This is a genomic window from Mucilaginibacter calamicampi, assembly GCF_042676765.1.
GTDB classification, from domain to species: Bacteria; Bacteroidota; Bacteroidia; order Sphingobacteriales; family Sphingobacteriaceae; genus Mucilaginibacter; species Mucilaginibacter calamicampi.
This window is the reverse complement of sequence record NZ_JBHTHU010000019.1, coordinates 12023-27909: the sequence shown is the minus strand read 5'-3', so window position 1 is coordinate 27909 and position 15887 is coordinate 12023. Positions and strand designations below refer to the sequence as shown.

The window sequence follows — 15887 nt, the reverse complement described above, 5'->3', positions numbered from 1 at the left end:
ACTATTCTATAATCAAACTACCACTATTATCTATATCTCTTGCAGAGCCACCTGAACGCTTGGCATCTAACTTCCTTTGTAATATATCCGTGAACACTTCAATTGAGCCCGCTTCAAACTTGGCTATTTGCTCTAATGCAATTTTAAAACTTGTATAAATCGTACGTCCAAGAACAAGATTAAATCCACCTATGCCATTAGATACTAGGTCATATAAGAATAAAGCAAAGTCGGAGTCCTCTTTCGCAATTTCTTCAAATGGTGGTAACGTATTATAAAAGGTTGTCTGCAAGGCTACTGCTTGCTTCTTTCGCCATTGATTTAGTATTGAACCCTTAGCTATGATCTGAGGTATCAATCGCTTTCTCGATGAAGATAAGTAGTCTGGTTTGGGATTCTTCAATGCATTCTTCCATTCAAACGAGGGAGTAGGGTTATCGAGGTAAGCCGTAAACGGGCCCGTTAGATTTCCAGAAATATAAACAGCTTGTACCTCCAATGAGCCAAAGTCAACAACTCTTCCCTTGTCGTCATATGAAACCAATACATAATCTATATTACCTGCAGACTTGCCATGCTTATCATTTAGCCTGACCTCTCCCACATGAGTCCAATTAGAGTGTTCCCCGAATATAAACTTCGCAGCATCACTTATTATTGTCCAATCTTCACGAAAGCGAACTGGGCAAATGATCACAGGCTCTCCGTGGTGGTATAAACTACATACCCCTAAAGGGAACTCAATACTGTTCTTTGTACAATTGGAAACAATATTATTATACGGGCAAAGCTTGTTTTCTTTATACCGAATCGCGCGATCTGACTCGTCAGTAATAGGAAATCCGAACACTTCAGCTAGCGGCTGTTTTATCATAAGTTGAAAATATTATCGAGTGCAACTTTGCAGAGTTACAAATATATTGTGAAACTACATACTATGCTTATCTTTTAACCGGAAAGGTATTCAAGTAATTCAGCTGTAGCTGCGTTCTTCATAAGTCTCGCTCTCACCGGTCCAACATTATAAATCTTTGCGATCAATTCGGTCTCTGTACACGAATACAGTTGCTCAAGATTGAAGATTTTCGCGTGGTTAAGCTTACTTTTTTGCCACGAAGTTAAAAGTTTTAATACGGAGATTGGCTTTTGCAGCATGTTTGACAACGATTCGCGAAAAGTATTAATATCCTCGATAGTATTCTTTAGGTTGCTTATTGTAAGGTATGAAGAATGATTCTTACCAAACTCCGGAAATTTCTTGATAGACAGAGTATTAAAGAAGTCGTCCGATTCATTATTTGGACTACTCTGTAATGCAATCAAACAACCGTACTTCACTTCATACCTAGTACCTAATTCTCCTCGACTCGCTCTCACGCCTGAATCTAATTTTCTAATTATTCCTGTGTATGTAAGCAGTCTCAAAGCTTCTTTAACGGTAGCAGGTGAGTCTTTATGAACCCAAAAGTATATTGTCGATTCCTCTTTGTTTTTATCTTTTCTATTGGTGTTATATTTCTCAATTGCGGAGATTGCTATATTTTCAAGAAAGTCCCTCCCCCAATCGATTAGTTGCTTATGACCTTTGTATTTGTCACCTAACTCGGTATGCTCTATCCAAATCTGTGAACGATAAAATTGTTTAATCAATTGATTTACAGACTGAGTATTGAACCTTTCTAAGTCTTGAATCGTTCGCAACAACATTCGTGGATTCCCCCCAGATGATAATGCTAATACTTTAAACAGACCACCTTGTTCTTTTATCGCCTTCTTAGTGACGTCATCAGATTGTTTCAATACAATGTCCTTGAAGTAATCGATATATCCCGCGTCTTTTATATTTCTATCTAAACGTTTGTAAATACAATCATGCGTTGGCTCGAAGGATTTACCAAAGTAGGTAACACCAGGATAAATGGCGGCGTTACACGTGATATATGGAGATCTTAAATCTTTAAATAAACTGAAGAACTGACGTTGTTGATCAGGCCTAAACACATGGGCAGCCTCGTCAAAAAAGAAGTATATGCGCTTAAGTTTATGTTCTATACAAATAGTTTCAATCGCCTCCTTAACATCTTCAATGTCAGGAAGCGAATGAGTCGGTATATTTATTTTCCCTTTGTAAGAGTTCTCGAAGGCACTAACAATTGACTTCAAGTCTTCGTCAACGCCATCATATTCATTATGTTCATCGTTGCTCAAAAGACTTACCGAATAGCTTGACAGAACTATTCCTCTTTTTTTGAGCTTATTGATTAATGCTTTTAAACTTTTCGCGAGCATCCAATGATAGAACTGCAGAGGATCTTCTGTATCTACTAAAGAACTAATATTGAAAGATACATAAACTGAAATTGATGACACATCTGATCGTTCTATCTCAAGTTCAGCTACTCTCATAAGGAAAGACTTTCCAGTTCCCCTTGATCCCTCAATTAAACAAGGTTCAGACGATTTGAGTGCTGTTATAATATCTTTATCGTAGTTGTTTATAACGGATAACGATAGTATGTCATCTGATTTTATACTCTCTGTACGTAAATAAAATTCTGGCATTAACGTATTTGTTTAGGACCTCCAAGAAATTCTCTAATCGGGTCAATGTGATTCAGCTCCGTTGCTAGGAAATCCATGCTTTCAAAGGCTTCCTTTTTAAAATACTTAAGGTAGCGACAACTGATAACAATCAGAATGATCTCTCCCACCTCTTTTAACAAAGAAAAGTAGTGACCTTTAAGCGTGTCGTTATATTTAAGTACTATTCCACTCTTAAGCCAAGTTTGACTATTGCCATGCACAAACTCGGATAGTTCTCTATAGGCTTTGCCGGCTCTGTCATTATATGAAGGCATTATCTCGCTTAATTCCGGAAAGAAAGCATTAGCAAAACGCTTAGATAAGACACCATTTTCACTATCTATAAGCTTAGCCCACTTTATATCAGCTTTCCCATGTATCCATTCAAAGTGCTCCATCTTATGGATAGAGAAATGCACCGCCCCTAAGCACATCTCAAACGCGAGACGTAATGAGGCAAACGCTTGTCTGTACAACCCATATGCTAAGTTAATCATTCCAGATTCAAGTTGAGAACAAACAGTTCTAAGCATTTCTTGCTCATTTAAGTCTTGGATACTTTGGGAAAACTCGAATAAACACGTTGATAAAAAGTGCGCTTTGCCAAATGAAGCACTATCTTGTATCGTCTTCGAAAAGATCTCTTTTGCTTCCTTGTCTACGTGTTCGAGGTATTTTGTGATATTCATTAGATTGCAGTTCATCAAATATATAAAGATTCAATCGAATTATATGCGAGCCGTCCAAACCACCGAAGAGAAACAAAGGTGGTTGCGAGCAAAGCAAGAAGTCTGAGCAGAGAAAGCGTAAAACGCGACTGTTCAGTATCTGCGACAAACAACTGGTCGGACAGTTTGACTATAGGTAGAGCATATGGCCACCTCAAACTGTGTGACAGTTGAGCAGCTTCTTGCTTAGGCGTAGGCGAGCCAGACAATACGAACGCTTGGATTTATCAATCTTGAGCGTTGCAAGCATCACCTGGTTGCAAACCAAGTGATGTGCAGCATAAGTGAAAGTTAGATAAAGACAGAGAAAGTGAGTGTGAAGCATTCTGCTCACTCATGACAAGCGGTGTGACAAGTCAGCAGAGCCGGTGAATGGTAATGTGCTGATAAGCTTATTACCATGAACGAAACTTGGTCGCAACGATTGTGAGTGTAAGGAATGCGGAACACCTATCTTCCTGTGTGGTGGACTATGCGATGGGACAGGAATAAGCAGAGCTTACCATTCCTCTTGTAAGCAACCAAACGAGGGAGGGTAAGCGGCAGCTTATAATATTAAATAACCCTATTTTATCAGGATTGGGAGATTCAAGTAGTCGATTAATCCCGTTAGCTTACCATTCACAAGGTAGCCGAAGTAATTATCGTAAATACACTCACCTACAAACTTGTCCTTATCATCAATTTGATTCGGTCTAAACTGATGCGTATATGTAGAGTTTGTGACATATTTAACGGAGCCAGGCAATAGCCTAACCAGAGCTATACCGTGAGCTACTGCGTATCGTATGGCACCCTCCTGATAGTCGGCTGTTGAAAACATAATTGCTTTGTGAGCACCTAAAGCGCGAGTCTTATCATGAAGTACTTGAACTTTTTCTCGTTTAACGGAAGACTTGTAACGTTTGCATTCTATAATTACTTTTATTTCAACGCCTATAGCTTTAAAAGTAGCATAAACGTCGATTTGATAGGTTCCATCTTCACTTGATAACTTTTCGTTATGCGTAACTTTAAAGTCTGGTAAGTCTTTACCAAGTTCAATAAGGTAATTTGCAACCAGTTGTTCAAATTCCAAAGGAGTTATGGACACAACGTAGTCGCTCATTATACTAAAAGGGACGAACACATCTTCCTCTTTCATAATGCTATAAGTGTGTTGTAAGGTTGGATTGCATGTGCCAAATATAGTTTTTATCACTAAATGTTAGTTGAAATCAAAAGCGCTTACCGATTAAGTAAGCTCTGACTTAAGCATCTTAACTTTTAAAACTAAAGGAGGAACGGCATCATACTATTAACACAACTTAGCAGAGAAGTCATACTGCAAGACAAACTCCTTACAATCCTAACAGCACAGTAAGGAACAAGTTGTACTGCAGATATAACAACTTTGCAATGGTCATTGAAAACAATTTGTACCCTAGATATAAAAGTCCAGTACCACAATACGAAAGAGCCTACCCAATTAGCTAAGCTCTGTGCTTAAGTATGTTAACTTTTAAGAACGCAGGACAGATTAAGTTCTACTGTATATGAGTCCGTCTCCTTGGATGTTACTTTACTTCAATGTATTCATAAAAATAGCTTTCAGTAGTACGACTACCAATGTAAGTACGTGATACTGGATAACCATTGCTATTATAGGTGTAGTTGTAAACTTTATCAGAACCTCCTTCATTGAAAGTTACCGGGTTGTGATTGCCAGGAACAAATCCGATGAATTCATTTTGGTGATAAGTTCTAAAGTAAATCCAGTAAGGCATAGCCTTAGTGAAGTTATTCTTATCATCAAAGCTCTTGTTGGTTGTCAGATATGTGAAGCCATTGGGCTTACCTCCTGAGTACTCCGCGATATTAAGCGTTGTGTTGTTGCCATTCCCGTCATACTGATAGAGAATTTCTACGCTATTAGGGTTGAACCATTTCGTGACGTTACCATTCTGATAGGTAATCTGGTGTTCTGCACTTAACACATCGCCTGCCTTTAGAAGCTTTATGTTGGTGATATCACTACCGGATGTGGTTATAACCGACTTAATCACCCCATTGTTGTTTTGACTTGTTTGAGTAATAGATGTTCCTGTTAGCTTACCATTGCCATCATATAAGAATAGGTGTGTAACAGACCCGCGTACAGCTTTGGTAAGTTGTTTACCATTATAGGTAAACTCAATTATGGGTTTGCCGTAGTCAGCACTACCAGGTGTGTTGTCAATGATCTTGCTCAATAAGATTGTTGACTGATTGGACTTTGGCTCAGTAGTGTTGCTGCTCTTTGAGCATGAAATTGCCATTAGTGCTGCAAGCAGCAGGATTGATAAGGTTTGTTTCATCTTGTTGTGTTAGTTGATTTTTATCTGTGTTAGAATATAGAGGCAGCCCGAATGGCTACCTCCGATGATTTACTTTTAAAGAGTGTAGTTAAGCCTACTAGTTGCGGAAGTTGCCATCCTTGTCGAACTTGTCCTGTTGAAAGATCGCGCTGTAGGCAAACTTTAAAACCACAAAGGCTATGATGGCTAAAATGATAGTTCCCATGTTTACTTGTTCTTGATTTCTTTGTTGACTGTCTTCAAACCTTTAATAGCAAGCATTACCCCGATTACGATGGCAATGAATATGATTGCTGATACTATCTGATCCATTGTGATAATTGAAAGTTATTAGGTAGTTCGCAGACGTTATGTATTATCTGCTCTTCGCCGTTGCGGGTTATTAGTTTTATTTGTACAACTCCATCATCCGACATTAGCTTAACCATAGTGTATGTAATTCCCAAAACATCTACAGCAGTCCAGTACAGAAGTGCTTTCCCTTCATGGTATCCTATATCCATGCCGGTAACGGGTACATACTCCCAGGTTTCCTTTTCAGTACCGATAGTCATTTTCTTTCCATTTGGTTGGATTTCTATCATAATCATATCGTTGAAAGCATCAGTTTGACTTACCATACGCATGTTTCTGAACTTGAATTGTGAGATTGAATAAAACTTCACTGTTTGATTCTTATGCTTGACAAGATCGGCGTTGCTTACTTCCTTTTGACGATTCAGGAACAACCCTTTGATGTAGTCTGTAAATTGAGTAGTGGGCTTTCTTGAACTGAAAGTAAATCGACGGGCAGAGCTATCATAGGGAGCAAAAGGTTTATACTCTGCGCGACACTTGTCACAAGTAACCACAAGGTCTGGATTGTGATGTTTGGTTTTCGTTGCACCACAGTTGGGGCAAGTAACTATTTGAACTGACATTGGTTTGGTATGATCCCGACAGTCCTTCATCGGTGGGTATAAAACACGAAAGCGCAGGACTGAACTTAATCTGCGCATCAGAGGCACCTAGGAGAGCCCGTACAGCAACAAACAAGTCTTCGCCCTGCACTTTCGTGCTGGACGTTGAACTCATTTGTTTTTGCTGTATGTGAAATTTCCTAGGTTTCCCGATGCAAAACAAACAAAGCTTAACGCTTTATATCTTTAATTATCAATATGTAATTGTGTATATACTGTCTATGTGATTCCTCCTTCGTTGGTTGAAACACAAAGTTAATCAGTAACCTTTATAAGTTAAGCTACCTTGCGTAACTTTCTTTTTATAGGTTTAGCCTTGTAAGGGATTAGGTGAAAAGTATGATGTCTCAACCCTCGTTCTTCAAGATGTTCATAGGCTGCTGAACATTCATTGATCACATAGTCTGTCCGGATGCAATCCTCGATGTTAACCGATGTAGCATTAGCCATTGTCAACTTGTAAACTAATCTGACAAACGTGTTCATGATGTGGTAGTACTCACCAAATGTTGGTGTAAGTTCCCAACCGTAATGAATACCAAACTTACCTTCGTCATAAACAGCTAGACGCATATAAAGTAAAGGTGAAACAAGCTCATTGATGACGGTATTCGGAGCAGTGCTGTGCTTATCTTCCTTTATAAGGGTAAACCGGAGTGGTTCTGCTTCAATGGATGCTAGCAATGCTTTAGTTTCCTTTAGCAATTGGAAATAGGTTTGCTTAACTATCTTATTATAAGTTAAGATGTCGTGGTTTGTAGGTGGTGCTTTCATGGTTTAACTTTTAAAAAAGAAAAGCCCAACAGTGTATACCATTGGGCTTATCAGGGTGAATGAAATGGGTTAATTAAGATTGTTATTCCTCCGGTTTGAGGTGACTAAAGTATAGTGGGTTATCCTTGTAATAGGAACGTAAGTATTGAAAGTAAGTGGGCATGTCCGACTCTAATTCTTTGGGAGTGCCTAAACGTTGGAGTAACGTTAGTATCTGTTCTTTAAAAGGGCAATCCTCCAAATGATAGTAAACCTTGTAATCGTAGTCATGGTCACACTCTAATGTCAGGTATAAAGTGGAGCAAGCCAGGGTGTGCATGACACAGCTATTTTCAGAGGTATCCTCACGCCAGTCTCTATCATAAAAGTATTCGAAACGCTGTGCATAAAGTCGTCTTACTTCATCACGTACCTTCATAAAGATTCTTTCAAGGCAGTGGTTGGTGCCAACTTTGTTCTTACCCATGTGATGTCGCGCAGCTATTTTCCACAGCTTGCGTTTTGGGTAGAGTCTTAATTGTCTTAATGGTTCTTCATCCTCATCGTCTTGAGTTTGCTTCTTAGCGGGATTAATTTCGATTTTCATAGTAATTGATTGGGTTAAGTGGTTGGTTAAGTAGAATGATTGATGACTTTGGCAGACTTTTCGGGCACTAGTCCTAGAAGGTTTTAAGGTGAATTGGACTTTTACCGTCTGGTCGGCTTTTATTGGTTCGAGGGACAGTGGGTGGTCGTGTGCAACACAGATATTTCACTTTTTCTCGAAAGATGGCGAGGGGTTGATCTCATACCCCTTGAAACGAGCACAAGACAAAGAAAAATTCTTAGAATGGAGTAAGCTATATATGAGTCGCTTTTATTTATTTAGGGGAGGGGGAAATTTGGTGTCTAGGGCTTGTACGTATGTGAGCGCCTAAAAGAAGTAAACTTGTAATCTTGGACTTCAATAATTAGTTTTGAGTAATAGCGTACTCAGTGCAATTGGCCTTACCTCATTTATGACTGGAGATATAAAACACATTGTAATTATACAAAGCTTGAGGGAACGAGAAGTGCAGTCCGGGAAAGATCTGTATGATGATTTAATTGTCAGAATGGTGGAATTATCAAACAATGGAATGACTCATGAATATCTGGATGTGGGTGATAAACTACACCTAATAGAGGATTTGAAATACATTAATGCTAAATCGCCATACATTCCTGGTGGCGTATTGATTCATCTTGAAATGCATGGAAGTCATGACCAAGATGGATTAGTTTTAAAGAATTATGAACTTATTACTTGGGTTGAGTTAGTTGAATGCTTTAGAGAAATTAATATAAGTACAGTAAACAAATTATACATCACAATGGCAACCTGTCACGGAAGGTATCTCTATGAGGGAGTAGATCCTGAACAGAAATCCCCTTACTCTGGCTATATTTCAGCAAGCAAAGAAGTCTTGCTCGACGAGGTTGTCCAAGATTTCAGTCAGTTATTCGAATCGCTTATTGCTAAAGGTAACCTCGTAGAAGCATACTTTGATTTAGATGCTACATCTAACTTTTTTTACAAAGATTCAGAAGCGACCTTTGTGGAGAACATCAAAATGGTAAAGAATCAGTTTGACAGTGATCCAGCATTCAAGCAAAGCTTTTATGATGACGTTAGAGCCACTCTCTCTCATTACGGGTATGATATGTCTGATTTAGAAATTGAAACGATGCGCCGGCAAGCGCATGACAGTATTATTAGAAGACATAGAAAGGCATTTGAATTTCCTGTTGAAGAGTGAAGAGATAACTGACTACAGGATTAAACCTTAACGATAGATAATAGCCTTTGTTAAAGCTTAATGTTACCAATCATTGCTAATAACATTTCAATTTTCTGCTTCATGAAATTTAACATGCGCCTATCTTCTATAGCTTTCCATGCTTCCACTTTACTCCAATCGGCAAATGGTGATTCTGCGAAGTTGTGCCAAGGCCACCAATCGTTTTCCTTCTTGTTGTTGTTCGGAAGGGCGCGAAGTTTTATACGCAGGTCATTTGGAAACTTACCTGGGTCTCGCTTGGCAACGATACCAAATCGGAGTTCTCTATTATAGTTTTGAAACTGAAAACCAATGTTGGCATACTCCCACTCAGGTTTAAAGATGAAAAAACCCGTATACCGTTCCTCAAAATCAACATTGTCTTTACAGGTCAGTCCCATTGGCTTACATATACTATCTAATTGGGATGTATAGTCTTCAACGAGTTCGTTTAGAGCGCGAGTAAGGTTGTTCTTAATTAGAAATGATGCCTCGACGTTAGACTTTATAAGTTGTGTTAGTTCATTTTGCATAGTACGGTTAGTGGTTTGATTTGTTAGGTACTTTAAAAGGTTTATGTACTGTGTTATCGATTCCCTTATAAAAGGTAGTGTAGCAACCTCTTTCCGGCAAGTGTCTAACCAGTTTATAATATCATCTTTATAGGATAAACATCGATAATGATCGTGCTCCTTAAGATGTCCTTTGCTATCATCCCCAGGCTGGTTGCCGTATAAATTGAGATAAAACAAGTCTGCTTTAGGGTCGTGATTATAGTATCTTACAAGCTGTTGATTTTAGATCACCTGCGTAAATCTTATTTTCAATAATAATCTTGTTGTGATTGCAATCTGTAACTATAATATCTATGCGCCCTCCTTCGGAGCCGTCTTGACTTATAAAAGCTGTATGCAGTTCAACATCTGAATGACAATTACTTGAATCAAACCCATTTGCTTTAAAGCAAAACTCTCTAATGAATAGGCGCAAGAAGATATCATGCTGACCGTGTGAACCTTGGGGATTCAATAGTTCAGCAATGAAAGCTGAATGCATCCTTACTTCAGATGAATCAAGCTTAAGGATTCGAAAGACATTGAAGTTCTCTCCTGTAAGCTCGTTGATTTTTATATAATGATTGTTTAAGGTAGTTACTTGACTAAGTAGACTTTTAAAATGATGTTGCTCCATATTGTAATGAGGTGAAGCAAGATGTGTAATTACATCGAATTACACAAGTAGTAGAAACGAGAAAGGCTGCACGAGGCAGCCTTCAAGTGTGTATATAGTATGTAAAGATTCGTTATTTAAACATGTTACCTTTAAAGGGAAACTGTTGATTTAAAAAGAAACTGTTGACGACCTATAGGAAAATTCATGATGTCGGGTATTAAGTCCTTTAAGGAACTTATTACTCTTAGTAAGTCTTTGTCCTCTTGTGTATCTGCCTCTGTAGCGAACTGTGCTACTGTAAGTTGTTTGATTTCATGTTGCGTATTATTCACGATCATTGGTATTAACATTTGTTTACTTGTAAAGTATCTGAGAAGAGAGTTGTTAATCTTTAAGTAAGAGCTAGTCGACATAGCCCTTATCACTTCAGTAGAATAATGTTTGCACCTGACCTTGTGCTGAACTTTATGATACAAAGATACCAATAACACACGAGCCATACAACTAATTTCATAGTTATTCTCGTTTCGTTCTGAGACGCACTCGAACAATCTTGTAAATTCTTTCAACTAGTAAAGTAAAGAGGTACTATTGTTCGTGTGCATGCTGGAACGTTTTTAATATTGTTCTCAAATGCACCCGAACAATGTTGATTAAATACCTTACTAATTATTATACAGGCAACTTGCATATAAACTAAACTTTTAGTATATTTGATATGTAATCAGTTGGAACCTCAACTGCCTTACATTCCTTGAGATAAGCGTTCATTGTCTTGGACGCACCCAGTAGAAAAATATTTTCATGACCTAATGATGTTTGACCCGAAACCCTATGTGGGTTTACCCAATTTTAACAAGTTAACTAGAAGTGGACTTCAATACATAGATATACAAGTATACACTGCTTTAAAGTGGTACAACAATGCGGTAGATAACCTGTGCTTCCCAACTCACGAAACTATAAGTGAGCGTTCAGGTGTGTGTAAGAAGACCGTGATTGCTTCAATTAAACGTTTAGAACGTTCAGGTGTTATTGATGTAAAGAGAAGTGATAAAAAGAACAAATCTAATCTTTATTACTTTGCTAGACCGTGGCATACTAATTCACTGTCAAAGATACCAAAGGATTACTTTGAAGCTACTTCAGAACTATCCAGTTACGAAAGTGCTATGCTGTTATGCGTTAGACAATTCTTCAATGAGTTCAGGCTTCAATGCCACGCCCCTAAAGCCATTACACACTTTGCCAGTGAATTGGGACTTACAAGGGAGCAAGTGCGCAAGCAGTTCTCTTCCCTAATAAGTAAAGGATTTGTAGAAGAACGTTTCGTTATATATAAGAAAAAGGATAAAGTACGTACCTACTACCAGTTGACGAATAAGGTTGATTGGGATTTCAGCATGTATGAGAAGCCGGTTAAGCCATACGTAAGATTTGATTTCCTTAAGTATGAATGCAGCAAGTTTGGACTTTTAAAAGTTGCATGACTACTCTGCACATTTTATAAACACATAGTATTATAAGTTAAGATGTGTAAATAAAATGTGCAGTCACTATACTCTTTGATACTGTTTAACAGAATTAAACTTCCTATCTTTTAAATCAAAGGCTCTACGGTTCTTGCCTCTTCCTTTGAAATTCTCATCTGCATGGAAATAAAATAATATATCTGTACCCTTAGCAACTGCCGGTACCTTATATTCATCATAGATTTCCTGTAGTTTGATTTTTATTTCTGCAACCGAATAGGTTTGATTAGGAAAAAACGTTAGGTTGACACATTCAATTACAGGATAAGCAATCATATTTACGTCTACTTTATCTTTCAGCAAGGCTTTCACAATCTCTTTCTTTTCGAATTCTAATTCAACGAGTCTATCATAACCAAGGCGTTCATACCCATCAAAAGTTATAGGAAACATCTCCAAGATTTCATCACGTTGCTCTTCGTAAGCATCCGAAGACTTAAAGTCTTCGAGTTCTAAAAGTTTGTCAGCGATTAGTTCAATGTTAGTAGCACGATACTTTAAAGTATCCTTAGCCATCTTTATCCTTTCAGATCGTTTATAAGGTTCCCTATCTTCTTCAAAATGGTATAAGTTCGTATCAAGGTACGCTTTTTTTAATGAGGAAACATCCGTATAGTACCTACTGATTCGGCAATCGTCTAAGTAGTTATCTAAAAGGAAATGATTGAAATTGCCACGTTCGTCAATAAAATTAGAGTAAGGTCGAATGGCATTCAAGGCTTGGTCGTAGATTATATCTAAGTCTCCGTGTACATAGGAGTTCTTTAGTATACTGATTGCCTCGTAGACTGCCTTACTCTTGGCAATGTTGTCCTTTACTTCTTCTTCCGTTAAAGGCCTTGTAACAGACTTGCAGTTGTTAAAATGGACAGCTCGTTTGTACTTCTTTCTAAACCTCCCTATAATTTGTAAAACATCTGTATAAGGGTCTAGCTCAGTATGTGTTCTGAACCCAACATCGGATATTAATAGTACATCTACATCATTATCAATATCGTAAACATCCAACCCATTAAAAAAGCTACTAGTGAAAAAGTTAATTTTTGATAGTGGACGTAGATCATGCGAAACGTTATGATCAGAAAGAACTTTAAGCATGACTGTGCTTAGTTCGGAACAAAAGATCATGTAATTCTCTACATTGAGCTCATCTATAAGTCCAACAATACCATCCACGGTGTTATAGAAGACACAAATGTGCTTTGCAGTACTTGAATCAATGTATTCTTTAACCGAATTCGCAATGCTGTCGGTATGAACCAACTTGATGGGTCTTTTGTAATCATCAGTCGGTCTGACAAGCACATGCTCAAATCCCTGCATTTCAAACCTGGGATCGCTTGGTGGTATTGGCGTAGCTGATATCATAGCTTTACTTTTAAAAGTAAAGAATCGCTCCATCACATTTACCATATCCGCTCTGTAAGTAGCATCTTGTATATACTTGTGCTGTTCGTCTATCAACAGGAAGAAATCATTCTCTCTTAGATCATGCCCGCTAACTTTAAGTGCCTTTAAGATTTTGTCTAAACCCTTGGGTGTAGTTAAAAACTTTTTATAGGCACCTGCCCTAACCAAATATTCGAGCACCTGTTTTATCGAGACCTTATGATATACTGCGAATGTGTCATCCTTAAGCTTATGCTGTTCCTGCTTGCTTTTTACAATTGATATATGGGGTAGAACGATGATGCTATGGCGGTTAGCCTTAATCTCACCAAATGTTGCACCTATACCCGTGATTGTTTTGTATAAGATTGTATATGCCGGTATCGGATAAACACTCACTATATCAGTAAAGTATTTGGTGGTCTTGCTGTCAAAGGGTATCTGTCTGTCGTACTCTATGTTTGTTATTTTCACGTCTTGATATTTATAAGTCAACACTATCTATATCGAAATCAATATAGCCCTCATCACATGCCGCGTCTTTCAGGTACTGCCCACACTGCTCATAAAAGTTTTCCATCGCTTCACCTAGCTTTTCCGCTTCCCTTCCGGTATTAGTCAAAGCATACACACCAGCAGCTTTGGGAGTTAGTATTACCTGATTTGGCTCTTCATCTGTAATTTCCCATGTTACGTTGTATTTTAATAATGATTTTCTATTCTTCCTTAGGTATTTCATAATACCCGGATTGGTGACGCATACAACTTTATTTACTAGGTCATGTACAGGTACCTTTTTGTTTTTACTCCTAGATGCGCTGTTGTATAGTACATCGGTGTTCATTCGGAAGGCTAAACCTTGTAAAAAGGGAGATTTATCATCAGGTCGCCAGTTGGCATCGCAAAACATTGTTTCTCCAGTTACACCGATTCGTTTTGGATAAAGTTCATGTATTACAACTTGCCCTGGCTTAACGTCATGTTTGCCTGATCCTTCAGGATTGCACCTGTTGAATTGTTCGATACGATGTTTTACTAGTTGATTGAATATAATTGACATTGTGTGTTACTTTAATGTTTAATGAATCACTGTTGGTTGATAAGGATTGTAAGGAATGATTATAAGTCATCAGGTGCATCATAAGGTGCATTATCATTCGGATTGTCATCAATTCCAAATCTTCTATTCATCCTATTAATATCGTCGTAGCTCAGTGGATTCATACCATACAAGCTTGTGGGTTTAGCAATCCCAGGTTTGTCGGCAAGCACATCCCATGTCACACATACATTATTATCGAAAATGGTTACTTCTTTAACAACGACTAAGCGGTTAATCAGATCACTGGTTTTAATGTGAACGGGGCCTGTGGCAAATGGACTATAAAAGCTTCGAGTAATAACTTCAAATGTTAAACCGTCAACAAAAGAATTATCTGCTAGTGGTTTCCATAAGGTTTTCACTAACTCTACTTCAATCTCTTTTGTTACGGTCGTAACTTCGAGTTTTTGAAATAAATAGTGGCCCACCCGTGGTGCCAATCTATGTGTGCCTTTGACTTGTGCTTTCTCGTAAGCTGCTTTGATTATAAGTGCTGAACTCATGTTTTTGTAAGCCATTTGTTTAGATGACGATACAAAAGTGTCAAGGTTAGGATTGGTGACTGGAGACAACCAGATTCTATTTTAAATTTTCTTTGTCTTCATCCTACACTGCTGATCGTTTTATAAGTTTACGTATCGTATCATGATGCCTTACGACTGTGCTGTTAGTCCGTTGCTTAGGTTGATATAAACCGAAGTGAGTTAGTATATCATAGATAAAGTCGCCCTGCGTATTAGATACAGACAGATCGTCGACTCTACTTGGGTTAGAAAGGATCTGCGTTTCGTTATTTAAATAGGTAACAATCTCTCTTGCCAGTTTTGCAGTCATGACTTTCCTAATCTCATGTTCACTGAGTCTTTCAACAGCCGCTGCCAATTCTTCTAGCGTAGCACCATCGATTAGACGTTTATAAAGCTTCCGGTCATATTCTTTGATCTGTGCTTTCATTTCACCTACCATGTACTTAATTATGCTCCTTTTGAGGATAGGTTCAGAACCAAAGTGGTACTTAAAATTTTTTACTGTATCGTACACTTCTATGTTGTAGCTATCATAGTGTTCTAAGTCCATCAGATGCTTTAAAAGGTAGAAGCGGTTGTGTAAACGTCTTTTCACTTCCTGTTGATGTTCCAGTTTAGATTGTTGAGCGGTATTCTCTACCATCAAATAAAACAAGTGGCTTCCATGAAAGTCTGATTCAGCATCTAGGTGGTAGATCGAGAGAAGCTCCCTATAGCCTTCAACATGTACTTTATAAGCTTCGTAGGCTTGTGAGGAATCACATGGGTAAGTGATGAGTCCTATTTGATGTTCCTGGTTATAGGCGGTTAAGATTTGCGGTAGATAGTACTTTCCCAGAATCTTCATATCAAGGATTAAGCTAACACTACCAGTATTGGCTTGACTATCCCAATTTAGGCTAATGCGTTGTGAATGGTGCATACCGCAAAGATGTGAAATCCTTAAGTAAGGTAGCAGAGCTTTACACTCCACTACCTATTAAAA

Annotated in this window: 16 protein-coding genes and 1 pseudogene; 2 read left to right on the top strand and 15 right to left on the bottom strand. The window is 38.1% G+C overall.

Annotation, left to right across the window (positions count from 1 at the left end):
* Window position 1 precedes the first annotated feature (1 nt).
* From ACFQZS_RS14110 to ACFQZS_RS14075, 8 genes are all read right to left on the bottom strand, one after another.
* Window positions 2-874, bottom strand: coding sequence for a NotI family restriction endonuclease (locus tag ACFQZS_RS14110; protein ID WP_377101286.1), 873 nt, complete (start codon window positions 872-874; stop codon window positions 2-4).
* A 74-nt stretch (window positions 875-948) separates the two neighbouring features.
* Window positions 949-2562 (bottom strand): ORC-CDC6 family AAA ATPase, encoded by a 1614-nt coding sequence (locus tag ACFQZS_RS14105; RefSeq protein WP_449288897.1) that lies wholly within the window; start codon window positions 2560-2562, stop codon window positions 949-951.
* Window positions 2562-3272 carry a hypothetical protein gene (locus ACFQZS_RS14100; protein WP_377101282.1) on the bottom strand — a complete coding sequence of 237 codons (711 nt, stop codon included), beginning with the start codon at window positions 3270-3272 and terminating at the stop codon, window positions 2562-2564. Before ACFQZS_RS14100 ends, ACFQZS_RS14105 begins: the two co-directional genes overlap by 1 nt.
* Window positions 3273-3876: 604 nt before the next feature.
* Complete coding sequence (locus ACFQZS_RS14095; protein WP_377101280.1) at window positions 3877-4455, bottom strand: restriction endonuclease; 579 nt, start codon at window positions 4453-4455, stop codon at window positions 3877-3879.
* Between the two features lie 412 nt (window positions 4456-4867).
* Window positions 4868-5542: a hypothetical protein gene (locus ACFQZS_RS14090; RefSeq protein ID WP_377101278.1), complete on the bottom strand. Its 675-nt coding sequence runs from the start codon at window positions 5540-5542 to the stop codon at window positions 4868-4870.
* Window positions 5543-5946: 404 nt separating this feature from the next.
* A complete protein-coding gene (locus ACFQZS_RS14085; protein ID WP_377101276.1) occupies window positions 5947-6231 on the bottom strand; it encodes a hypothetical protein in 285 nt (94 codons plus the stop codon).
* 651 nt (window positions 6232-6882) lie between these two features.
* Window positions 6883-7380 carry a hypothetical protein gene (locus tag ACFQZS_RS14080; RefSeq protein WP_377101274.1) on the bottom strand — a complete coding sequence of 166 codons (498 nt, stop codon included), beginning with the start codon at window positions 7378-7380 and terminating at the stop codon, window positions 6883-6885.
* An 82-nt stretch (window positions 7381-7462) separates the two neighbouring features.
* On the bottom strand, window positions 7463-7966 hold the full coding sequence (locus ACFQZS_RS14075; RefSeq protein ID WP_377101272.1) for a hypothetical protein: 504 nt from the start codon (window positions 7964-7966) through the stop codon (window positions 7463-7465).
* Between the two features lie 412 nt (window positions 7967-8378).
* Between ACFQZS_RS14075 and ACFQZS_RS14070 the strand changes: the two genes are divergently transcribed.
* Window positions 8379-9158, top strand: a complete 780-nt coding sequence (locus ACFQZS_RS14070) for a hypothetical protein (RefSeq protein WP_377101270.1) — start codon at window positions 8379-8381, stop codon at window positions 9156-9158.
* Between the two features lie 50 nt (window positions 9159-9208).
* Here the strand turns inward: ACFQZS_RS14070 and ACFQZS_RS14065 are convergent, their stop codons facing one another.
* The 3 genes and pseudogenes from ACFQZS_RS14065 to ACFQZS_RS14055 all read right to left on the bottom strand — a co-directional run bounded on the left by ACFQZS_RS14065 (window position 9209) and on the right by ACFQZS_RS14055 (window position 10370).
* Window positions 9209-9712: a hypothetical protein gene (locus tag ACFQZS_RS14065; protein WP_377101575.1), complete on the bottom strand. Its 504-nt coding sequence runs from the start codon at window positions 9710-9712 to the stop codon at window positions 9209-9211.
* A gap of 99 nt (window positions 9713-9811) precedes the next feature.
* Window positions 9812-9931: pseudogene (locus tag ACFQZS_RS14060) on the bottom strand (hypothetical protein); the annotation flags it as partial.
* 19 nt (window positions 9932-9950) lie between these two features.
* A complete protein-coding gene (locus ACFQZS_RS14055; protein WP_377101268.1) occupies window positions 9951-10370 on the bottom strand; it encodes a PDDEXK-like family protein in 420 nt (139 codons plus the stop codon).
* Between the two features lie 794 nt (window positions 10371-11164).
* Between ACFQZS_RS14055 and ACFQZS_RS14050 the strand changes: the two genes are divergently transcribed.
* The gene (locus tag ACFQZS_RS14050; RefSeq protein ID WP_377101267.1) at window positions 11165-11842 is read left to right on the top strand and encodes a helix-turn-helix domain-containing protein; all 678 of its coding nucleotides are present in this window, start codon (window positions 11165-11167) and stop codon (window positions 11840-11842) included.
* A gap of 66 nt (window positions 11843-11908) precedes the next feature.
* Here the strand turns inward: ACFQZS_RS14050 and ACFQZS_RS14045 are convergent, their stop codons facing one another.
* The 4 genes from ACFQZS_RS14045 to ACFQZS_RS14030 all read right to left on the bottom strand — a co-directional run bounded on the left by ACFQZS_RS14045 (window position 11909) and on the right by ACFQZS_RS14030 (window position 15824).
* Window positions 11909-13747, bottom strand: a complete 1839-nt coding sequence (locus ACFQZS_RS14045; RefSeq protein WP_377101265.1) for a hypothetical protein — start codon at window positions 13745-13747, stop codon at window positions 11909-11911.
* Between the two features lie 10 nt (window positions 13748-13757).
* The gene (locus ACFQZS_RS14040; protein WP_377101264.1) at window positions 13758-14333 is read right to left on the bottom strand and encodes a hypothetical protein; all 576 of its coding nucleotides are present in this window, start codon (window positions 14331-14333) and stop codon (window positions 13758-13760) included.
* A gap of 59 nt (window positions 14334-14392) precedes the next feature.
* Entirely contained in the window at window positions 14393-14893 is a 501-nt protein-coding gene (locus ACFQZS_RS14035; RefSeq protein ID WP_377101262.1) for a hypothetical protein, read from the bottom strand.
* Between the two features lie 88 nt (window positions 14894-14981).
* Window positions 14982-15824, bottom strand: coding sequence for a hypothetical protein (locus tag ACFQZS_RS14030; RefSeq protein ID WP_377101260.1), 843 nt, complete (start codon window positions 15822-15824; stop codon window positions 14982-14984).
* Window positions 15825-15887: the final 63 nt, after the last annotated feature.

What these genes read in the sequence shown, in the direction of transcription:
- ACFQZS_RS14040 (WP_377101264.1), bottom strand. Translation starts at nt 14,333, where the DNA reads ATGTCAATTATATTCAATCAACTAGTAAAACATCGTATCGAACAATTC.
- ACFQZS_RS14050 (WP_377101267.1), top strand. Translation starts at nt 11,165, where the DNA reads ATGATGTTTGACCCGAAACCCTATGTGGGTTTACCCAATTTTAACAAG.
- ACFQZS_RS14065 (WP_377101575.1), bottom strand. Translation starts at nt 9,712, where the DNA reads ATGCAAAATGAACTAACACAACTTATAAAGTCTAACGTCGAGGCATCA.
- ACFQZS_RS14030 (WP_377101260.1), bottom strand. Translation starts at nt 15,824, where the DNA reads ATGCACCATTCACAACGCATTAGCCTAAATTGGGATAGTCAAGCCAAT.
- ACFQZS_RS14075 (WP_377101272.1), bottom strand. Translation starts at nt 7,966, where the DNA reads ATGAAAATCGAAATTAATCCCGCTAAGAAGCAAACTCAAGACGATGAG.
- ACFQZS_RS14095 (WP_377101280.1), bottom strand. Translation starts at nt 4,455, where the DNA reads ATGAAAGAGGAAGATGTGTTCGTCCCTTTTAGTATAATGAGCGACTAC.
- ACFQZS_RS14035 (WP_377101262.1), bottom strand. Translation starts at nt 14,893, where the DNA reads ATGGCTTACAAAAACATGAGTTCAGCACTTATAATCAAAGCAGCTTAC.
- ACFQZS_RS14105 (WP_449288897.1), bottom strand. Translation starts at nt 2,562, where the DNA reads ATGCCAGAATTTTATTTACGTACAGAGAGTATAAAATCAGATGACATA.
- ACFQZS_RS14110 (WP_377101286.1), bottom strand. Translation starts at nt 874, where the DNA reads ATGATAAAACAGCCGCTAGCTGAAGTGTTCGGATTTCCTATTACTGAC.
- ACFQZS_RS14085 (WP_377101276.1), bottom strand. Translation starts at nt 6,231, where the DNA reads ATGATAGAAATCCAACCAAATGGAAAGAAAATGACTATCGGTACTGAA.
- ACFQZS_RS14100 (WP_377101282.1), bottom strand. Translation starts at nt 3,272, where the DNA reads ATGAATATCACAAAATACCTCGAACACGTAGACAAGGAAGCAAAAGAG.
- ACFQZS_RS14055 (WP_377101268.1), bottom strand. Translation starts at nt 10,370, where the DNA reads ATGGAGCAACATCATTTTAAAAGTCTACTTAGTCAAGTAACTACCTTA.
- ACFQZS_RS14070 (WP_377101270.1), top strand. Translation starts at nt 8,379, where the DNA reads ATGACTGGAGATATAAAACACATTGTAATTATACAAAGCTTGAGGGAA.
- ACFQZS_RS14080 (WP_377101274.1), bottom strand. Translation starts at nt 7,380, where the DNA reads ATGAAAGCACCACCTACAAACCACGACATCTTAACTTATAATAAGATA.